Origin of the sequence: Bathymodiolus thermophilus thioautotrophic gill symbiont (genome assembly GCF_003711265.1) — a bacterium.
Lineage (GTDB): Bacteria > Pseudomonadota > Gammaproteobacteria > PS1 > Pseudothioglobaceae > Thiodubiliella.
The window spans coordinates 875,384-894,710 of record NZ_CP024634.1 but is presented as its reverse complement, the minus strand read 5'-3'; the positions used below and the strand labels follow the sequence as shown (position 1 = coordinate 894,710).

Genomic DNA, 19,327 nt, shown 5'->3' with positions numbered 1-19,327 from the left:
ATTAAATAAAGGGAAAAATTTACAAATGAGCGGAATTGACCTTGGGTTAATACTTATGTCTAATGCAGGGATCCCTAGGCATGCATTTCCAAGCAGAAGATTTAGATAACCCACATAGATAGCAGGCTAAAACCTGCTCTCCTCTCCTTTAAGCTTTGTTCCTAAAAAGAAACGAACACTCACGACGCCCTTGTGTTTTATTACCTGTTCAGTATCACCCGTCATATATACCGCAAGCCTGTGATATTTTGATAAATTCACACGAAGAAATTCTTGTTTGGTTAAAACAAATTTTGCCCAAGCATCTACGACTAAAGTATCTTCATTCCATTTCTCAGGTTCAAATATGGAGGTTGATTGATCGCGATTAATGATGTTGAAAGTATGGTCAGGAGAAGTTGTTCTTATTGATTCTACGGGCATATCAAAGTATTTTTCGCTTAACCCATGAAGCATTACATCCGCAGATTCCCCACAATTGGCGATTTTATATTTTTTAAAGACCATTTCCTTAAACTCATCACTTGAATAAAACCTTATTGAGGCACTCATGTGAGAAAGCCCCTTATCCTTCTTTAGTTCAGTAATACGCTTGTCTGTGCTGAATCGTAATTTTTCTATCGCCTCATCTAATCTGTCGTAAGTAGGTCTGGACTCAACAAATCGACTAGAAGATTCGAGCGCACCCAATTCTTTAAAAACATTCGATTTCAAAATGTCCTTCTGAATTTTCATTATTTGAGCCATCTTCTTGACTTCTGTATCTTTCTGATCGGCTGTTGTTCTAACATGTCCCGTTGGATCAATGTATTTAAGGGGGTTATTGCCGACATAAGTATACAAATTCAATCCATTAACAGTGCCTGTTGAATCAGGGCTTATCCATCGTGCCATCCACGGGGCTAGGTATCTGGCACCGTAGTAATATAAGCCACTGCTGTCACCTCTTTCTTTGCCTGTGTAGCGGTAGCGTTTTTGCTGGACTTGGGCTTTGTTTTTTCCGGCAATAAGGGTGGTGGTGCCATAAGGGGAGTAACTTTCATAACTAATAATTTGGGCTTGGTCGTTGAGTTCTAGAGTATTTGTTTTCAGGTGGCTGGAGAGTTGATAACGAGTTTGAGGATTGTCTTTGTTAATTTCGCTGAGGATATGGGTGCCGATGTGTAGGGTGTTGGCTTGTTGTTTGGCTTTATTGGTTGAAGTGTCTAGTGAAGGCAAGTAGTTTCTTTGGCTTTGTATTTGCTTGTTGGATTCAATCACGGTGCGGACTCGGTTGCCTTGGTGGTCATAAACATAGTATTCTGTGGTGTTGTTTTTGTCTTGTTGGGTGAGTTTGTTCAGGGTGTTGTTGTAGTACCACCGTAGGGTGCCAATGTTGTTTAGGGTTAGTAGGTTGCCGTTGGTGTCAAAATCGGTGGTGGATTGCGGGGTTTCAGTGCCACGGTTGTTGTGTGGGTGAATGGCGATGGTTTGTTGCCAGGTGTTGCTGTTGGCTTGGTGTGAGAGGTGGGTTAGGTTGTTACTTGTGTCGTAAGTGTAGGTTTGGTGATAGAGTTCTAAGGCATTCATTATTGAGTTTCTTTTAATTTTAATGATAGTGTTACATTGTTATAGAATTAACTATACCTAATCTAAAAATATAAATCGTTCTTTTTAATGCTTTCTTGAAGAGTTCTGGACTGGTGCTATTTGCATTATAAGGCCTCTGTATTTAGCATATATCCGCTCTTAGGCATAAACACGGATAGGAAAAATGCACTATTTTTACAATCTCTATATTTGGATAAGGTAAGTAGCCTCTTTGGCTTTGTATTTGGTTGCTGGATTCAATCGCAGTGCGAACTCAGTTACCTTGATAGTCATAAACCATAGTATTCTGTGGCATTGTTTTTGTCTTGTTAGGTGAATTTGTTCAAGGTGTTATTGTATGCCAATGTAAGGTGCCAATGTGGTTGCCGTTGGTGTCGAAATCGGTGGTGGGTTGTGGGGTTTCTGTTGTGTGGGTGGATAGCAATGGTTTGTTGCTAGGTGTTGCTATTGGCTTGGCGTGGGAGGTGGGCTAAATTGTTGCTGGTGTCGGTTCAATATTAGTGGATGAAAAGCGGATTCTTGATAATTAATTTATATTTATGTAAAGGTCTTCAATTAATAGCAAAAACCCAGCCCCGCACCATTTTTCAAAATAACAACAAATACAAGCCTATTTTATGGAATAATCAAAAAATTAAGATAAATTGCAACACTATGCCAGCATAGATTTTTTTATCAATTAGAAATCTTTATATAAATTTAGGAGTTCCCCATGGACACAACCGGTCGTTTTATTGTTAGTTTTTTTTGTTTATTATTATCCGCACAAGCCTCAGCCATCGCCCTTAATCCCGACTATGTCAACAAAAAAGTTTACTTAAATATAGATGGCACTGGTGTTCTGAAAACACTAGAAAACCATATGAATGAATTTTTTTGGGTATACGATATTGCCACTAACACGCAATCAGAAGTATGCTCAACACAAAAAGACACAGAAACAACCAAGCCTACCATATATATTAAAACCATTGGTTTGAAATTTTGTGACATCACTTCAGCCTTTAAAGCGGGTGCCAAAGTTGGCGCAGTTTTTAATACCCATTACATTGGTAGTTCTACACTTTGCTTACTTGACCCTGCCAAACCTGGCAAAGCTGATTGTGGCAAAGGTTATGAGCCCTTACCCAAAACCTCTTCTTCGCTAACACCCTTATCATTAAAAAAGACGCGGGCACCCATTCGTCCAACTCTTAAAAAACAACCCATGCAGAAATAAACTACAATTTTTCTGACAACGATTCCACAGTGCAAAAGGAAGAAAATAGCATGTTGTTAAATATACTTGGCCATGCTGTAGGTTTTGCTATCGGTTCTTCTCTAGCAAAGTAAGAACAATAATTTATAAAAAGATATTAATAATAATCAAAGCTAAAAAAAATGATTTACTAAAAAACACGCCCAGTAAATTATTCTAGTCAACCGCTAATACCAACTGTTAGCCAAAGGATACGCGCAATGAGTTTATGTCAAACATACAGGGATTTATCATTTCAAACATGGCGCTTAATGGAAAAAGCACGAAGTGTTTCCCACCAGCCATTAGAAGAAACCATAACTGACAATAATATTATTGAGCTTAAGTTGCGACAGTCCCATGAAGTTATAACAACCACATACAACAAAGTCCAAGAAGGGAAGATTGGCGCTGATTGGCAATGGTGGTTCACGAACAGTAAAAAAAATATTTGGTTTGGTGTAAGAGTCCAGGCAAAGATTTTAAAATTCAAAACAAATCGCTTTGAGGTTCTAAATTACAAGAATCAAACTGATGTATTAATAAAAAGCGCCCAAAAAGATGGACTTATTCCCCTGTATTGCTTTTATTCACAATGGCCTCTTTCAAAAAATTACCCAACAAAAAATTGCCTTACTTTTCCAAACGCACCCGAAAGTTACGGCTGCTCAATAATTGACGCATATACAATCAAAAAAAACAAAAAGACTAAAAAATCAAACACCCTAGCCTCGGTCATATCTGATGTATTCCCCTGGAGTTGCCTTGTATGCTGTCAAAGTACTACATCAAGATCAAACGCCAACTCTTTACCGGACAGGGTTAAAAGTTTTGTCCAGAATGTTCTTCTTCGAAATTCTTCTGATGATATTCCAATACCTAAGATTACCAAGGAACCCCCAAGGCATATCAAGTCTATCCTTGATAAAGGCAACGAGAACCATGAAAATGATGATCCGAACCTTGCTGGCGTTATTGTAATAATAGAAAGTGACGACCAAAATAAGGGGGGCATTATCCTAAAACAAGGGAAATTACCCTCGCCCTCAAGTTCTGTTTAGGAATGCATACCAACTAAAACAGCACGATTAAAATACACAGTCCCAGTAAAAATCCCCAGCACATTGTCTAATAAGGTAATAATAAACAAGTAAACTACACTCTAACCCTAATTATCCAGAGGCAAAAAAATGAAACCTGCTCAAATCAATGAATTAAGTTATTTTGCAACGCTTTCTGATGCTGAAATCCGAAACGATCTAATCTCTGGACATATAAAAAATGAAAATGACTATACTTCAAATTTTACAGGTGCATTTCGTCGTAAAATAAATAGTTATACACAAACAGGATTAGTAGCCACATCTATGTTGCTAGATTCAAACAATGAACAAGAAATGGGTTGTGATGCAACAATTATAATTACCTCAGGTGGTCGTTCAAAAGTCGCAATATTTGAGGCTAAATGGCCAAGGTTATCTAAAAAAAATTATCAATGGGATTATTCACAAACATCTACAGGGCTTTCACATTATTCAGATCAATTAAACAGGCAAAAAAAACATAAGGACACCTTAGCAATTTTCGAAATGTTTTATTGTGAATATGAGTTTAAAAAACAACCTCTATACATGTGCGATTATGTTTCATCATGCATATGGCATGATGATGCTATGTTGTTTAATAAAAGCAGATCTAAACCCAATAAAATTTGGAGTAAAGATGACTTAAAATCTATGTTGAAGAAAAATAGTAAACTAGAAATCAGCGATATAATTAGATCAATTTGCAAATGTGAAAAGGGGGAATGGATCCGCTTGGATAACGCTGAGTCGATAGCAAAGGAATTCAAGATTCCACCAAATATACTCCACATAAATACCAATAATTAAGATTGGAATTTATCCTTGTTTCCAAGTTTTGCTTGCATTCAGACAGCTTACCTTCTGAACTTAGGAGCGAGAACAAAAACTTAATAATTTCATGAGAAATAAAAGATTTAAATCGCTGAATGTCTTTTACTAAATTATCACTTTATATGGTTTTCTAAAATCACAAAAGCATTAACTCTCAGGCCTTCTTTTTGCAAAAATTTTAGGCTATTGAAAATAATGTCAACTGCATCAGGATTGATAAATACAGGTATCCGATGTAGAATTGTAAAAGTAACAAAATGTGGTGCGGTATTATCGATAATTTTGTATCTACTTCTGCCCATGCGCGAATTCTAACACATTTTTATTTTTAAGCGCTTCAACAAAACTTTTTGTTACATTCTTATCCTCAAACTTTAGGCATGTATTCCCAAGCAGAACTTAGGGGCGAGGATACTCTTATTCCCACCTTATTCTTCCAAATAAGGTGGGTTACACCTCTTATTTCTAAGTTTATGGAATTGTTAGTTCTAAACAGTTTTATCTATACTTGTTGATAGCGATTCTATAATTGAGTTTAGAGTGGAATACATTTTATCTGCAATCTTGCTTCGAGAATCTTGATTGCTCTCGTTTTTATAATTGGAAATGTCCAACCGAAGATTAACTAGCAAGTCTTTCTGCTCGAAATTACCAGTTAATCTATGGCTATATTCTTGTAATTTCTCTGCCAACACCTGAATCTCATGAATTACTTTTTGAGAATTAACACCCCGCATTGGTTTATTGACGGGAGTGGTTATTTTTCTACACTCATCTCGCGCGCTTTTGGCGATTGGCATCAACTCAATTAGGATAAACTTCTGCCTATCAGCTTGTATTTCATCACGATACGATTTGGCTTTATAGGCTTGTCAAAAAGCAAGTGCCACACCGAAAAAGGTTAAAATAACCCCGATTGCATTCCAAATCAGTCCATCCATGACTTATCTATAATCTCAATACCAGTGCGCTTAAAATATCTATCGTAGTCATAACCCGTGCCATTAAGTAGTCTAAAAAATTTATATTTCTCTTTTGAAACCACTAGTTCCTTTATTTCATGTGTTGATTCATCTATTTGTATTTCTGGCAGTGGAATAAGGCATCTGCCACCATCTACCGCAACATAGATATCTCTATATACTAATTGATTAGCATAAAAAAAATCAACGAATGAACTGGAAGCATGTGAACTAGGGAATAAATTAGCCCATTTTTCAACAAAGTCATCGTTGTGGGTCATTCCCCACGCAACAGATACCAACAAGTCTTTTTTAAGAGAAAGAACTTCTCCGTGTGAATCAATTTCAATATTGTTAAATTCTCCACCCCCTTTAATCGCATCTCTGTAGGATGATCCTGAACCAGCCCCACAGGGAATGTTTATCCAATCTTCAGTTGAAGTTTCAACAATGAGCTTTTTATATTCATCTAGTGTCATACTTTTTTTCCTATCATTACATAACCTTGGTAAACACTTGTGGAGTTAACCATTGTTATAAAAATATATTTTTTTATGTTGCAACATAAAAAATAGCCTAATTCTATCTGTCTTTAAGTTAAAACCTATTTTTATCCAATATGATATTAAGATAAAGCCAAGTTGAATGCAATTTAATTTAATAACGAAAAACATGATAACAGAAAGCAAGTCAATTATTCAACAAATGTGTGAGAAGATATAATGAATACATTTTAAAAATATCTATAAAATTGCTCATTCTCACACTATGTAGAAATATATGTTTTACTGAGTGCAGTTTTTACCGAAAAACAACCGTCTTATTATTACAAGTCAACACACGATCTTCAAGGTGGTATTGTAGGCCTTTGGCGAGGGTGATTTTTTCGATGTCTTGTCCCATTTTTTGCATTTCTGCGGCGCTGTCGCTGTGGTCAACTCGGAGGACATCTTGTTCAATAATTGGGCCTTCGTCTAGTTCGTTGGTAATGTAATGGCAGGTTGCGCCGATGAGTTTTACGCCACGATCAGCGGCGCGTTGGTAGGGGTTGGCACCTACGAATGAGGGGAGGAAGGAGTGGTGGATGTTGATAATTTTGCCTTGGTATTTTTCACACATTGATTTGGGGATGATTTGCATGTAGCGTGCTAGGACGATTACATCGGGGTTAAATGAATCTACGGTGTTCATCATTTTTGCCATATCGGCTGTTTTGGTGGCTTTTTCAATGGCCACTTGTTTAAAATCTACTTCGTACCAACTGGCGATTTTGCTTAGTTTGTTGTGATTGGATAGTATGCCGATAATGTTGCCTTCTAGTTCATTTTCGTGTCCACGGTGGAGTAAATCTGCTACGCAATGTGAAGATTTTGAGCCCATAATCAATATTCGTTTGCGTTGGTTGGCATCGTTCATTTGCCAGTTCATTTGGTATTGTTTGGCTAGTTGTGTGAAGGCTTGTTTAAAATCATCCAGTAAGTGAGCGGGGTTTGATTCGATTTCAATGCGCATAAAAAAGCGTTTGTTTTGTGCGTCAAGGTGGTGGTGGGCTTCTTTAATATTGCCGTTGTGTTCGAAGATAAACTGACTGACTTTGGCGACTAAACCGTGTGCATCGGGACAGGAAATTAGCAGGCGATAGGTATTCATGTGCGGTATTCAGCGTTGATTTTAATATAGTCGTAGGATAAATCTGTTGTCCAAACGCTTTCGGATGTGCTGTTGTTACCAATGTCAATGGTGATGACAATTTCTTTTTTTGCCATCTCAGCGCTTCCCATTTCTTCTGTGTAATTTGTGTTTAATTCGCCGTTTTTGATCAAACATATTTCGCCTAAATAAATGCTCACAGCATCCACTTTTAAATCAGCAATATTGGCACGCCCTACTGCTGCCAAAATCCGACCCCAATTGGCATCAGAGGCAAATAGTGCGGTTTTAACTAAGGGCGAATGTGCTACGGTATAGGCCACTTCTAAGCAGTCTTTGTTGGTGGTGGCGCCTTTGACGCAAATTTCAACAAATTTAGTTGCGCCTTCGCCGTCTTGAATAATTTTATGTGCTAAAGTTTGGCTGACTTCGTTAAGTGCGTTTTGAAACTCATCTACACAATCTGCCATATCCACGCCACTTGTACCTGTGGCACTGAGGGTGCAGGCATCGTTGGTTGAGGTGTCGCCATCAACGGTGATGCGATTAAATGATTGATTAACTGCTTGCGTTAGACAGTGTTGTAATTCATTTTGAGTGGCTTTAACATCGGTAAAAATAAAACTAAGCATGGTTGCCATATCGGGGCGAATCATACCTGAGCCTTTGGCAATGCCAGTAATGCTAACGGTTTTTCCTTTGACTTTAAATTGTTTGGCGCAGGTTTTTTCAATTAAATCTGTGGTGAGAATGGCTTGTGCTACTTGGGGTAATTTGTCGGCTGCCAGTTGATTGGAAAGTGTGGCAATGTTGCCTTCAAAACACTGCATTGGTAAAGGTTTTCCAATCACGCCAGTGGAAAACGGCAACACTTCTTCGGCTTTAATGTCTAATTTTTTTGCCACCAATTCACACACTTGGTAGGCATTGTTAAGCCCTGTACTGCCACTGCCTAAACCTGTGCCTGCATTGGCATTGCCACTGTTAATAATCAGTGCGCGTACCGAATTGTTAAGGTGGTTTTTTGCTACTACCACGGGGGCGGCGCAAAAAACATTTTGGGTAAATACTGCTGCGGTTTTGGTTTCAGGGGTAAAAGATACAATTGACAAATCTAATTTTTCTTGGTCTTTTGGGTTTGAGTTTGCGCTTGAATTTTGAGCATTTTTAATGCCAGCGTTAATGGCTGCAAATAACACGCCGTTAATTTTTAATGATGAATTGTCCATTGTCTGCCTTTAATTGTAAGTCTCTAGTAATCAAGGGTATTTTACTTATTTAAAGAGACCTTTGCATAAATATGAGTGATTGGTAAAATTCAATTTTTACCCACTTAAAGGGTTACTATATCGCTGACTAAATTGGTAACTTCCTTAAACTTTATGCAGAGAAGGAGCGATTATAAACCCCTCCCTACAGTCCTTAATTGTTCATATTTATGTAGAAGTATCCGTGTAAAAACCTCTATTTACAATGCCGACAAGTAGATTCGGTAACAATAGGAATAATGTGGCGACTGGCTTTTTTACCTGTGCGTACCAGCATTATTACTGAGGCTGCCAAAATGGCAAACGATATGCCAATCCATAACAATGAATACCAAGGGTGCTGGGAAAAAGTACCAACCTGATAAAAAACAGTTGCCGAAAAATACGCCAAACCCGTAGCCCACAAAGCGCCCACAGTTGCCCAAGTTTTGCCAATTTCACGAATCATAGCACCAAAGGCTGCTACACAGGGAAAATACAACAAAATAAAGAGTAAATAGGCAAAAGCACCCACTTTGCCATCAAAACGCGAGACCATAGCACCAAATGTTGCGGTGGAAACTTCTTGCGAGCGTGCAGCCAATGTTTGTGAATGTGTATCATCAAGCACACCTAAGCCCAATGGGTCTGATAAATTTTGTATGGCATCGTTAAGATTGGCAGGAATGGTTGCAAATGCTTCTGATAAGCCACCTATTAAACTATATTCAGATACCTTTTCTTGAGTATTGTTTTCTTCTGCATCAATGCCAGAATACAATGAATCCAATGTGCCGACAACCACTTCTTTTGCCAAAATACCTGTTACGATACCCACTGTGGCTGGCCAATTGTCCGCCTCAATGCCCATGGGTTTAAACACAGGTGTTAGTGTTTGTGCGACTTTACTCAACAATGAATTTTTAGAATCTTGATTGCCAAAACTGCCATCAATGCCAATACTATTAACCACATTGATAATCATTACCACAAATACAATAACCTTACCTGCACCTAGCACAAAGGCCTTTAATTTGTTCCAAGTGTTGATAATAAGATTTCTAAAAGAAGGCAATTGGTAATTTGGCAATTCCATTAAAAAATCACTGGTGTCGTCACCTTTAAATGCATACTTTAAAATTAACCCTGTTAAAATCGCAAACAAAATGCCAATTACATATAGAGCAAATACAATATTTTGACCACCAACTGGGAAAAATGCAGCTGCAAACAAAGCATACACCGCAAGTCTAGCACCACATGACATAAAGGGCGCCATCAGCACTGTGGTAACACGCTCCCGATGTGTGTCTAGCGTTCGTGCCGCCATAATGCCTGGAACATTGCAACCAAAGCCAACGATAAGAGGGATAAATGCCTTACCTGACAGCCCAATTTTGCGCATAAATTGATCCATTACAAAAGCAGCTCTTGCCATATAACCCACCTCCTCTAGCAGCGTTAAGAACAAATAAAGCGCTGCAATAATGGGAATAAAAGTTGCCACCACCTGAATGCCGCCACCAATACCATCAGCAATAATAACCGTCAAAAACTCGGGCATACCAATATTCTGTAACAAGTTACCTGCACCGCCGACAAAAATAGTGCCAGCAGCAAGGTCAAAGAAATCAATTAAAGCACCGCCAAAATTAATACTAACCAAAAACAATAAATACATAATCATTAAAAATATCGGCACACCGGTAAAACTGCCCAATACCAGCCTGTCCACTTTATCTGAAACGGTTTGTTTTAGACTGGTCGCATGTTGAATAACTTGGTTGGCAATCTTATTGGCATAAGTAAATCGACTTTCTGCTTTTAACAATCCAACTTGGGCTTCATTATCAGCACTTTGCGCTGCTTCAATCTCATCAATTGGGTAATCAACAACCAATTTTATGGCGGGATTAAAACTTTCTATCGCCTGAGACAATACTGAAAAATCAAGTGTTTCTTTCAGTGAAATTGGGATAACCGCACAACCCATAGATTTTTTTAACGCCTCAATATCAATTTCCATACCACGCTTACGCACAACATCCATCATATTAAGAAGCACAACAACATTTATCCCCAATTCCCTTAGTTGCGTTGTCAAATAAAGTCCACGCTCCAATGTTGATGCATCAACAATATTAAAATATAAATACTCAGAATGATTAAGCACAAACTCCCTGGCAATTTGCTCATCAATCGATGATTCTTTATCATCAATTGAATAAACACCTGGTAAATCAACGATTTTATAGGTCTTATTTGCATGGTTGAATTCACCCTCTTTACGGTCAACCGTAACACCCGGCCAATTCCCTGTGCGTTGTTTTGCACCCGTTAACAAATTAAAAAGCGTTGTTTTGCCAGCGTTTGGATTGCCAATTAATGCAATTTTTTCAAATATCATAATGTGGTTACCTTAATTAAATTGGCCATGGTTCTCCCGATACTAACCCGTGCATTGCCTAAAGCCAAAACCATATCGCCACCACGATTTCTTAAAACAAATGCTGTTAGACCCGTATGAATACCCAAGCCTAACAATTTGATTTTCTTTGAATGTGGCAAATCAATACTGTTTATTTCACACAGGCATCCGTTTTTTTGATTTGATAATAGCGTCATTCTTAAGGAACCTTTGTGTAAATAAAGTGTAAATGATACCTATTATCATTTACATTAGCAATGTATTTTTAAAAATTACCCGCCTGCTAATCATTATAATTAGTGGTCAATACATAATTTAATAATGACAGGGCTGCATATAAACAGACCTTTGTATGAATATAAATAATCATCAAAAATTGAATTTTTGCTAATCATCCATGTTTATGCAAAGGTCTCAAATATTAACAACTGAATAAAATTTTCCCTTTATTCAACGCCCGCATCCAATACAGTGGTTTCATAAATATAATAATATTTTGATATATTCACTATTTACCATTAAATAACATAAAATAACCAAATATATGAATCCACTAAATCGAAAAAAAGCCAGTCAAAAAATTACCCTTATTGGTGCAATTGTAGATTTTTTACTCTCTGTCTTTAAAATTATTGCTGGTGTACTGGGTAACTCAGGCGCATTGATTGCCGATGGAGTCCATTCGTTTTCAGATTTATTGTCCGATGCCGTGGTTTTATACGCCGTCAAACACGCCAATGAAGCAGCAGATACCGACCACCCTTATGGACATAAGCGCTTTGAAACTGTTGCAACACTAGGTTTGGCAATTATTCTGTCATTGGTGAGTATTGGCATTATTTATGATGCCTTTGGACGCCTAAACAGTCCAAGCACCCTTTCACACAGCGCTTTGCTTTTAAGTGTTGCTGCCCTGTCTATTTTCTCCAAAGAGGCTTTATATTGGTACACCATCAAAGTCGCTAAAGCGTATAAATCAGATATGCTCAAGGCCAATGCTTGGCATCACCGCTCAGATGCACTGTCATCTATTGTGGTACTGGTAGGTGTTTTTGGCAGTTTAAATGGCTATCCGTATCTTGATAGTGTGGCTGCTATTGTAGTTGGTTTAATGGTGATGATGATTGCTTGGAATTTAGGCTCAAATGCCGCTAAGGAATTGGTGGATACTGCAATTGATGTTGAGCAAGTTGATCAACTTAAAACAGCCATTGGTATGATTAGTGGCGTTAATAATGTGCATTCACTGCGCACACGCAAAATTGGACACGCCATTTCAGCCGATGTGCATGTGCAAGTTGATCCATTTTTAAGCGTAAGCGAAGGTCACATTATCAGCGTAAGTGTTGAGCGTGTAGCCAAAGAGTGCTTAGAAGATTTAGACGATGTTACCGTACACATTGACCCCGAAGACGATGAAACAGCAGCCCCTTGCGAACACCTACCTGAACGAGCAAAAGCACTTGGCATACTCAATAAAGCCCTATTCAACAACGAATGTGATGGCGAAATTGAGCGCATTCAATTACATTACTTAGAAGGTAAAATCCATGTAGATTTTTATCTGCCTTTAAGTTGTTTAACAGCAGATAAAAATGACAACGAAATTTTAAAAAAACTACAAACAGCCATTGCTGATTTAAAATACTTCGGCAAAATAAAGATATATTTCAGCAATAACTAACCCCCTTATTGTTTTAAATTACCAGTAATAATTTGACGAGAAAAACGACCGTATAACACTGGTAAAACAAACAAAGTTAATAGCGTTGAAGAAAACAATCCGCCAACCACTACTGTTGCCAATGGTCGTTGCACCTCTGACCCCACCCCAGTTGCCAACAACATCGGAACTAAACCTAATGCGGCAATTGAAGCAGTCATTAATACTGGGCGTAATCTCGACAATGCGCCGTTAAAGACGGCATCGCTAAGTTTGGATCCGCTTTCTACTAGCAAATTAATTGAATTTACCATAACCACACCATTTAGCACTGCCACACCAAATAAAGCAATAAAACCAATTGAACCTGGTACAGATAAATATTGACCTGAAATAAATAATGCGCTAATACCGCCTATCATTGCCAAAGGCACATTGAGCATAATAAGCGTGGCCTGACTCACCGAACCAAAAGCAAAAAATAGCAGTAAAAATATCAATCCTAACGAAATAGGCACCACAATCATTAACCTTGCTTGGGCACGCTGTTGATTTTCAAACTGACCGCCATAAACCACCGAATACCCCACAGGTAAATTTACCTCAGATTTTATGCGTTGATTGATTTCTGCCACAAAACTACCCATATCACGCCCACTAACATTTGATTGAATCACGACGCGCCTTTGAACATCATCACGCCTAATTTGAGGTGGACCCGCCTCAATGGAAACCGAAGCAATCTCACTTAATTTAACCCAAGCACCCTTAGGAGACTGAATAATTAAATTGGCAATTGCCACTGAATTATTACGGTATTTTTCAGCAAGGCGCACATAAATATCATAACGCTCATTACCTTGAATTACCTGCCCAGCAGATACCCCACCAATGGCATCAGAAATCAACGACATCACTTGTGAAATTGAAATGCCATAGCGTGATAACTGCGCCCTATTTGGGCGTATTACCAACTGTGCCTCACCTACAATTTGCTCCATTTCCACCGAAGTTGCGCCATCAATTTGACGCACTAAGGTTTCAATCGCCTTACCTTTTTCACTCAAAACATCCAAATCAGGGCCGAATAATTTAATGGCCAATTGTGCTTTAACCCCAGATAATAGTTCATCAACTCGGGTGGCAATTGGTTGAGAGAAAGTAAATAGCAAACCTGGGTGGATTGACATTTTTTCCTGCATGAGTTTTTGCAACGCAAAGCGATTATCTGCAGAAGTCCACTCATCAACAGGTTTTAAACCTAAATAAATTTCCACATTAGAAACAGGCTCTGGATCGCCACCAATTTCTGCACGCCCAATACGACTAGATGCATAAATTACTTCTGGAAATTGCATTAATATACGCTCAAGTTTTTGCGCCACTTCAAAAGAAGTTTCTAAACTTGATGAGGGTGCAAGCGTAACACGAATATTAATAGTCCCCTCTTCCAACTCTGGCACAAACTCTGTACCTAAAAATGGCACCAGCGACAAAGACCCAATAAACAAGGTAATTGCAATTGCCACCACGCTTTTACGCGTACGCAATGCAATATTAAGTAATTTTTTATAACGCATGTCGATAAAATCAAGTGCTCGTGTTGATTTATGTTCCACCCCTTTGGTAAATAAATAAGTTGACAGCGCTGGTACCACCATAAGTGCCACCATAAGTGATGCTATCATTGCCAATACAATACTAATGGCCATCGGCTGGAACAATTTTCCCTCCACACCTTCTAGCGTGAACAACGGTGCAAACACAACAATGATAATAAGCACTGCAAAAAACACAGGGCGTCCAACCTCTCGTGAAGCCTCTAAAATGCGTAAGCGTACGCCACCGGGATTGGATTTTTCATCATGATTTGACAAATGTTTAAAAATATTTTCCATCATCACTACCGACCCATCAACCATCATACCAATGGCAATGGCCAAACCACCGAGCGACATTAAATTGGCTGACACTTTCCAATATGACATTGCCATTAATGCCAACACAATCGAAACAGGTACTGATAGTAATACCAAAGCAGCAGCACGAAGATTCATTAAAAAGAAAACAAGTACCACTACAATTAGCACAAACGCTTCAACCAATGCTTTGATTACTGTACCCACAGCCTGATCAACCAAATCCGCTTGATCATAAAAAGCCTCAATTACCACACCTTCAGGCAATGCATTTTGAATAATCGGCAAGCGTTCATTGATTGCATCAATGGTGGATTTGGTGTTTGCCCCCATACGCTTCATAATAATACCCGTTACCACTTCACCCATTTGTTTAGGGTTGCCCGCTTCATCACGCAGTGTGATAGACACTGCACCTTGGCGAATTTCTGAACCGTATTTAACCTCAGCCACATCAGCAACACGCACCACCACACCATCTTCATCTTTAATAGGCACATTAGCAATATCACGCAAACCATTTTCACCACCACGCACCCAGCCAACGCCGCGTATTACCAGTTGCTCTGCTCCACGGTTAAGATACCATCCACCTGCATTGCGATTACTAGATTCAATCGCTTGGACAACATCTTGTGTGCGTAGCCCGTAAGAAAGTAATTTACTTGGATTTAACTGCACCTGATATTGCTTCACATCTCCACCAAATGCCAATACTTCAGTAACGCCATCAATTGGCATCAATAAGAGTTTTACCACCCAATCGTTTAGACTTCTCAACGCTATAGTGTCAAACTTTTGCCTATCATCTGTACGCAACATATATTGGAACACTTGCCCCAAACCTGAGGTATTGGGCCCCATTGCAGGGGTTCCGATACCATTTGGAATCTCTTCCTTAGCAGCTTGCAAGCGCTCAAATACCAATTGCCTGGCAAAATAAATATCCACGCCTTCTTTAAAAACTACAGTTACTAAAGACAAGCCAGTTTTAGAAACTGAGCGCACTTGCTCCACATCAGGCAATGAATACATAACCGCCTCAATGGGGTAAGTAATCAACTGCTCCACTTCCTCTGATGCCAACCCTTTTGCCTCTGTATTGACTGTTACTTGTACATTAGTCACATCAGGAAAAGCATCTAAATTCAATTTTGGCAACATCATAAAAGCACCTATTGCCACCGCCAAAAGCATTAATACAATCATTAAACGATTGCGTAATGCACCATCTATTATTTTATTTAACATTGTTTTTACCTTTAATGATTATGAACTGAAAACCCTGATTTTGCCAACTCAGATTGCACAAAAAATGCGCCCTTTACCACTACGCGTGCCCCTATTTTTAAGCCTTTAATAACGGTATGGTCATTGATGGTTTTTACCACCTCAACTTCAATAGGTTTAAATTCTCCAACCTCATCCTGTTCAACAAACACCACCCAATCACCATCTGCACTACGCAAAAGCGATTCTGTTGGCAGAGCCAAATATTGTTTACCTTGTTGCGTCTGAATGCGCACATCAACATACATACCGGGGTGCAACTTATCCTGTTCATTGCTCACTTGAATACGAACACCAATAGTTCTGGTTTTTTCGTCTAATAAATGATGTTTTTGCACCACTTTTCCCTGCAAATAACCATCATCTGATGCGTAAATACGAACATTTGCACCAACTTCAACCAAGAGCGCTTGTTTTGGTGAAAGTTGCGCCTCAATCCAAAGAACGCTTTCGTTGACAATATCAAACAAAACTTGCCCCGGTTCAATCAGTTCGCCTTCAATAAAATCATCACTGACAATCACACCTTTTTTAGGTGCCAACAGTCGAAATCTATCCAGTATTTTGGGGGTTTTACTGTTCTTTAACGCCTCAATTTGTAAATCATTCATACCATACGCCATTATTTTTCCACGCACACTGATATAGGCAATTCTTGCTTGATTATAGCGCTTCGAAGAAACTGTAGATTCCCCCAATTTTTGCACTCGATGCCACTCTTCACTTGCCAATAAAAATTCCCCTACTGCTTGCGCCATTGCCACACTAGAAAGTGTTACCAGTGCCTGACCTTGTTTTACAAAATCCCCTAACTTGGCCTCTCGAGACACTACCTGGGCACTAATTCTAGACGCTACTTTGCTACTCAAATAAGCATTAAGTTTCACCTCAGCAGGCACACTTAACTCGTTCTTAAGATTTTGCAACGCTAACGGCTTGACTACAATGCCTGCGACTTTCATTGATTCAATAGAAATATCCACAGAGCCTTCTTCATGTGTAGACTCTTTTTGCATTTCTTCCTGTTTTTCTTCTTCGTCTTGATGCACTTGTGTTTGTGCAAAAATTGAAATTGGCATCAAAATAGACAGCACCCATGTTAATAATATTGTTCTCATTTTTATTCTCCTAACCATTGTTTAATTTTTCCTGAAGCGCTAAGCCAATCAAACCAAGCCCTCCAAGCCTTAGCATGTAAATCTTTAGTGGCAATTTCACTGTTCAGTATTTGCTCAATTTGCACCAAGTAATCGGTCGTATTGATATCACCAATTTTGAATTTATTTTCCAAAGTATTAACTTGATTAAGCAAAGTATTCTCACCCTCTTGGTGCCAAGTTTGCCAAGCGTTACGCAATATTTGATAGATTTTTTGACGGCTCTTTAATCTTACTTGTGCTGAATAATAAGCATCTTTTAATACTTTTTCCTTGGCAATAGCCTGATATTTGACCACATCAACATTGGCACTATAATCATTAAAAATATTAAAAGGAATAGACAAAGACAACCCGACGGTATTATCACCCTCATTTTTTCCAGCAGTCAGATTGATTGTTGGGTCGGTAGTTTTTTTCAATACAGCGTATGAAATTTCTGCTTTTGCAGACATTAATTGACTTTCCAAAAGACGAATTTTTGGCAGTTTTTCGACTAAATTTTGAATATTTTGATGTTTAATATCTGGTAAGACTTTGGGCAATGCAGGCAAATCAGCCATAGGAAACCCTATAGACATTTCAAGTATTTGCTTACTTTGCACCAGTGCGACTTGTGCATCGGCACTTTGAATCAATGCTTGTGAATAGGCTAAATGCGCTAAGTTATAACCACTTTGATCAAAATCTCCAGCTTTAAAAGCATTATTGGCAAATATAGAAAAACGCCGCATTAATTCAACTCGACGATTTGACAAGATTAAATTTTCATTTGCCAATTGGTAGTTAACTAGATTCGACAAGGCATTTGTAGCCAAGTCATATTGCACTTGCTCATATTTTGCAATCAAAGCCTGCAAATCAAAATCAGCCACTTTAGTGGCAGCAGATGCTTTTCCGCTCCAATCAATACTTTGGCTAATACTGATAATTTTACTCACTGGCGCACCTTCTTTGTCGTCAATACTAAGTCCAAATTCAGGATTGTAAAGCCGTTTTGAAGATGCTGTTTGTTGCGCTTTAGCGGCCTTTACTCTTGCATCTGCCTCTTGAAGCATTGGGCTGAATTGCCAAATACTTTGAATGAAGCCAGATAATGACGAAAGATTTTCTTGTGCATGAACTGGCTTAAATAATATTAGGCCAATTACCAATCTAGGTAATATTTTTATATATTCCATAATTTTCCCTTAATTTCTAATAAATAAAACACAAGGCGTAAAAATACACCTAATTATTAAGACGCAAAATATTGCGTTAGAAATTAAACCCTAGGAGGGTGGGAAGGTGGGGGGTTTATTTGTGAAAAGTAAATTACACGAGAAAACACAATGTTCTTGCTTGAAATTGTGTATAAACCAAAAGTAGATTGTTTTTTAAGTGCAACACTCAAATGTGCATGCAAACATTGATGGCATTCAGCACTGCTGGTATCTGCTTGAAGGTTATCATCTACAACATTAATCGTTTGTATATCAACTCCATCAGCAAGATTACTTTCGTGTGCGTGTACCACCGAAGACAAACTGCCAATAATGAGTGAGAAGATAAGGATTAATGAATATATTTTTTTCATAATGGAAATTATATCATAAACACGATGCAAATAGATTTCAGTTTTTGTCAAAAAAAATAGCGCCTATAATTGCCCAAGCATTAATGACAATTCTGATTGCATTTTATTCATCTTCCAACAAAGGGCTCTGACATTAGGTTGTTTTTAAAATTTGAACAATTTTTAGTGCAATTAAAGACAATGATAAGCATGGCAAATAGCCCCCGCCAGTGCATCTGCAGCATCTTCTTGTGGTGCTTTGCTGAGTTTTAAAGATTCGCATACCATATAACCCACTTGGTCTTTAGCGGCGTGCCCTTTGCCTACCACTGTTTTTTTAATTTGATTGGGGCTATATTCCGCCATCAGAATACCACGAGACCCAACTGCTGAAATAATGGCACCTCGTGCGTGTCCTAACTTGATGGCAGCATCTGGATTGGGGCGGTCGGGTCGCATAAATGCGCGTTCAATCACCACAACATCGGGCTGATGTTGTTCGACAATTTGACTAATGCCTTGAAAAATAGTGGTGATTCGCTCTGTTAATTCGCCCTTGGTGCGAATGCAGCCACTAGCAAGATAAGTGAGTTTGAGTTTTTCTGCTTCGATTAAACCAAAACCTGTGATGCGTGAACCGGGATCAATACCTAAAATTTTCATAAAATGATTTTATCAGTCGAAAAGATTTGTAACGACTATAATATCATTTT

16 protein-coding genes are annotated in these 19,327 nt (G+C 38.5%); 5 read left to right on the top strand and 11 right to left on the bottom strand.

What is annotated here, in order from left to right:
* Positions 1 to 126: 126 nt before the first annotated feature.
* A complete protein-coding gene (locus MS2017_RS03270; RefSeq protein ID WP_122951251.1) occupies positions 127 to 1,569 on the bottom strand; it encodes an RHS repeat domain-containing protein in 1,443 nt (480 codons plus the stop codon).
* A 326-nt stretch (positions 1,570 to 1,895) separates the two neighbouring features.
* Between MS2017_RS03270 and MS2017_RS11125 the strand changes: the two genes are divergently transcribed.
* From MS2017_RS11125 to MS2017_RS03255, 4 genes are all read left to right on the top strand, one after another.
* A complete protein-coding gene (locus tag MS2017_RS11125; RefSeq protein ID WP_164707591.1) occupies positions 1,896 to 2,063 on the top strand; it encodes a hypothetical protein in 168 nt (55 codons plus the stop codon).
* Between the two features lie 239 nt (positions 2,064 to 2,302).
* Complete coding sequence (locus MS2017_RS03265) at positions 2,303 to 2,809, top strand: hypothetical protein (protein WP_122951250.1); 507 nt, start codon at positions 2,303 to 2,305, stop codon at positions 2,807 to 2,809.
* A gap of 239 nt (positions 2,810 to 3,048) precedes the next feature.
* Positions 3,049 to 3,888, top strand: a complete 840-nt coding sequence (locus tag MS2017_RS03260) for a DUF6615 family protein (RefSeq protein ID WP_122951249.1) — start codon at positions 3,049 to 3,051, stop codon at positions 3,886 to 3,888.
* Positions 3,889 to 4,017: 129 nt separating this feature from the next.
* A complete protein-coding gene (locus MS2017_RS03255; protein WP_122951248.1) occupies positions 4,018 to 4,719 on the top strand; it encodes a hypothetical protein in 702 nt (233 codons plus the stop codon).
* A 952-nt stretch (positions 4,720 to 5,671) separates the two neighbouring features.
* On the opposite strand, the gene MS2017_RS03240 is transcribed toward MS2017_RS03255, so the two are convergent.
* The 5 genes from MS2017_RS03240 to MS2017_RS03220 form a co-directional block, all read right to left on the bottom strand.
* Positions 5,672 to 6,184 (bottom strand): hypothetical protein, encoded by a 513-nt coding sequence (locus tag MS2017_RS03240; protein WP_122951245.1) that lies wholly within the window; start codon positions 6,182 to 6,184, stop codon positions 5,672 to 5,674.
* 322 nt (positions 6,185 to 6,506) lie between these two features.
* On the bottom strand, positions 6,507 to 7,355 hold the full coding sequence (gene purU, locus MS2017_RS03235; RefSeq protein WP_122951244.1) for a formyltetrahydrofolate deformylase: 849 nt from the start codon (positions 7,353 to 7,355) through the stop codon (positions 6,507 to 6,509).
* Positions 7,352 to 8,584, bottom strand: a complete 1,233-nt coding sequence (gene argJ, locus MS2017_RS03230) for a bifunctional glutamate N-acetyltransferase/amino-acid acetyltransferase ArgJ (RefSeq protein ID WP_122951243.1) — start codon at positions 8,582 to 8,584, stop codon at positions 7,352 to 7,354. The genes purU and argJ overlap by 4 nt, the downstream gene beginning before the upstream one ends.
* 235 nt (positions 8,585 to 8,819) lie before the next feature.
* Positions 8,820 to 11,009, bottom strand: a complete 2,190-nt coding sequence (feoB, locus tag MS2017_RS03225) for a ferrous iron transport protein B (protein WP_071564783.1) — start codon at positions 11,007 to 11,009, stop codon at positions 8,820 to 8,822.
* Positions 11,006 to 11,227, bottom strand: coding sequence for a FeoA family protein (locus MS2017_RS03220; RefSeq protein WP_071564782.1), 222 nt, complete (start codon positions 11,225 to 11,227; stop codon positions 11,006 to 11,008). The genes feoB and MS2017_RS03220 overlap by 4 nt, the downstream gene beginning before the upstream one ends.
* 347 nt (positions 11,228 to 11,574) lie before the next feature.
* Between MS2017_RS03220 and MS2017_RS03215 the strand changes: the two genes are divergently transcribed.
* Entirely contained in the window at positions 11,575 to 12,714 is a 1,140-nt protein-coding gene (locus MS2017_RS03215) for a cation diffusion facilitator family transporter (RefSeq protein ID WP_122951242.1), read from the top strand.
* A gap of 5 nt (positions 12,715 to 12,719) precedes the next feature.
* Here MS2017_RS03215 and MS2017_RS03210 read toward each other — a convergent pair whose 3' ends face one another.
* From MS2017_RS03210 to ruvC, 5 genes are all read right to left on the bottom strand, one after another.
* Positions 12,720 to 15,863, bottom strand: coding sequence for an efflux RND transporter permease subunit (locus MS2017_RS03210; protein ID WP_122951241.1), 3,144 nt, complete (start codon positions 15,861 to 15,863; stop codon positions 12,720 to 12,722).
* An 11-nt stretch (positions 15,864 to 15,874) separates the two neighbouring features.
* Positions 15,875 to 17,020 (bottom strand): efflux RND transporter periplasmic adaptor subunit, encoded by a 1,146-nt coding sequence (locus MS2017_RS03205; RefSeq protein ID WP_241156952.1) that lies wholly within the window; start codon positions 17,018 to 17,020, stop codon positions 15,875 to 15,877.
* Positions 17,021 to 17,022: 2 nt separating this feature from the next.
* Positions 17,023 to 18,240: a TolC family protein gene (locus MS2017_RS03200; protein WP_122951240.1), complete on the bottom strand. Its 1,218-nt coding sequence runs from the start codon at positions 18,238 to 18,240 to the stop codon at positions 17,023 to 17,025.
* A gap of 83 nt (positions 18,241 to 18,323) precedes the next feature.
* Positions 18,324 to 18,635, bottom strand: coding sequence for a hypothetical protein (locus MS2017_RS03195; protein ID WP_164707590.1), 312 nt, complete (start codon positions 18,633 to 18,635; stop codon positions 18,324 to 18,326).
* 171 nt (positions 18,636 to 18,806) lie between these two features.
* Complete coding sequence (gene ruvC, locus MS2017_RS03190; RefSeq protein ID WP_122951238.1) at positions 18,807 to 19,277, bottom strand: crossover junction endodeoxyribonuclease RuvC; 471 nt, start codon at positions 19,275 to 19,277, stop codon at positions 18,807 to 18,809.
* Between the last annotated feature and the right edge of the window lie 50 nt (positions 19,278 to 19,327).

What these genes read in the sequence shown, in the direction of transcription:
- MS2017_RS03270 (WP_122951251.1), bottom strand. Translation starts at nt 1,569, where the DNA reads ATGAATGCCTTAGAACTCTATCACCAAACCTACACTTACGACACAAGT.
- MS2017_RS03265 (WP_122951250.1), top strand. Translation starts at nt 2,303, where the DNA reads ATGGACACAACCGGTCGTTTTATTGTTAGTTTTTTTTGTTTATTATTA.
- MS2017_RS03260 (WP_122951249.1), top strand. Translation starts at nt 3,049, where the DNA reads ATGAGTTTATGTCAAACATACAGGGATTTATCATTTCAAACATGGCGC.
- MS2017_RS03255 (WP_122951248.1), top strand. Translation starts at nt 4,018, where the DNA reads ATGAAACCTGCTCAAATCAATGAATTAAGTTATTTTGCAACGCTTTCT.
- MS2017_RS03240 (WP_122951245.1), bottom strand. Translation starts at nt 6,184, where the DNA reads ATGACACTAGATGAATATAAAAAGCTCATTGTTGAAACTTCAACTGAA.
- purU (WP_122951244.1), bottom strand. Translation starts at nt 7,355, where the DNA reads ATGAATACCTATCGCCTGCTAATTTCCTGTCCCGATGCACACGGTTTA.
- argJ (WP_122951243.1), bottom strand. Translation starts at nt 8,584, where the DNA reads ATGGACAATTCATCATTAAAAATTAACGGCGTGTTATTTGCAGCCATT.
- feoB (WP_071564783.1), bottom strand. Translation starts at nt 11,009, where the DNA reads ATGATATTTGAAAAAATTGCATTAATTGGCAATCCAAACGCTGGCAAA.
- MS2017_RS03220 (WP_071564782.1), bottom strand. Translation starts at nt 11,227, where the DNA reads ATGACGCTATTATCAAATCAAAAAAACGGATGCCTGTGTGAAATAAAC.
- MS2017_RS03215 (WP_122951242.1), top strand. Translation starts at nt 11,575, where the DNA reads ATGAATCCACTAAATCGAAAAAAAGCCAGTCAAAAAATTACCCTTATT.
- MS2017_RS03210 (WP_122951241.1), bottom strand. Translation starts at nt 15,863, where the DNA reads ATGTTAAATAAAATAATAGATGGTGCATTACGCAATCGTTTAATGATT.
- MS2017_RS03205 (WP_241156952.1), bottom strand. Translation starts at nt 17,020, where the DNA reads ATGAGAACAATATTATTAACATGGGTGCTGTCTATTTTGATGCCAATT.
- MS2017_RS03200 (WP_122951240.1), bottom strand. Translation starts at nt 18,240, where the DNA reads ATGGAATATATAAAAATATTACCTAGATTGGTAATTGGCCTAATATTA.
- MS2017_RS03195 (WP_164707590.1), bottom strand. Translation starts at nt 18,635, where the DNA reads ATGAAAAAAATATATTCATTAATCCTTATCTTCTCACTCATTATTGGC.
- ruvC (WP_122951238.1), bottom strand. Translation starts at nt 19,277, where the DNA reads ATGAAAATTTTAGGTATTGATCCCGGTTCACGCATCACAGGTTTTGGT.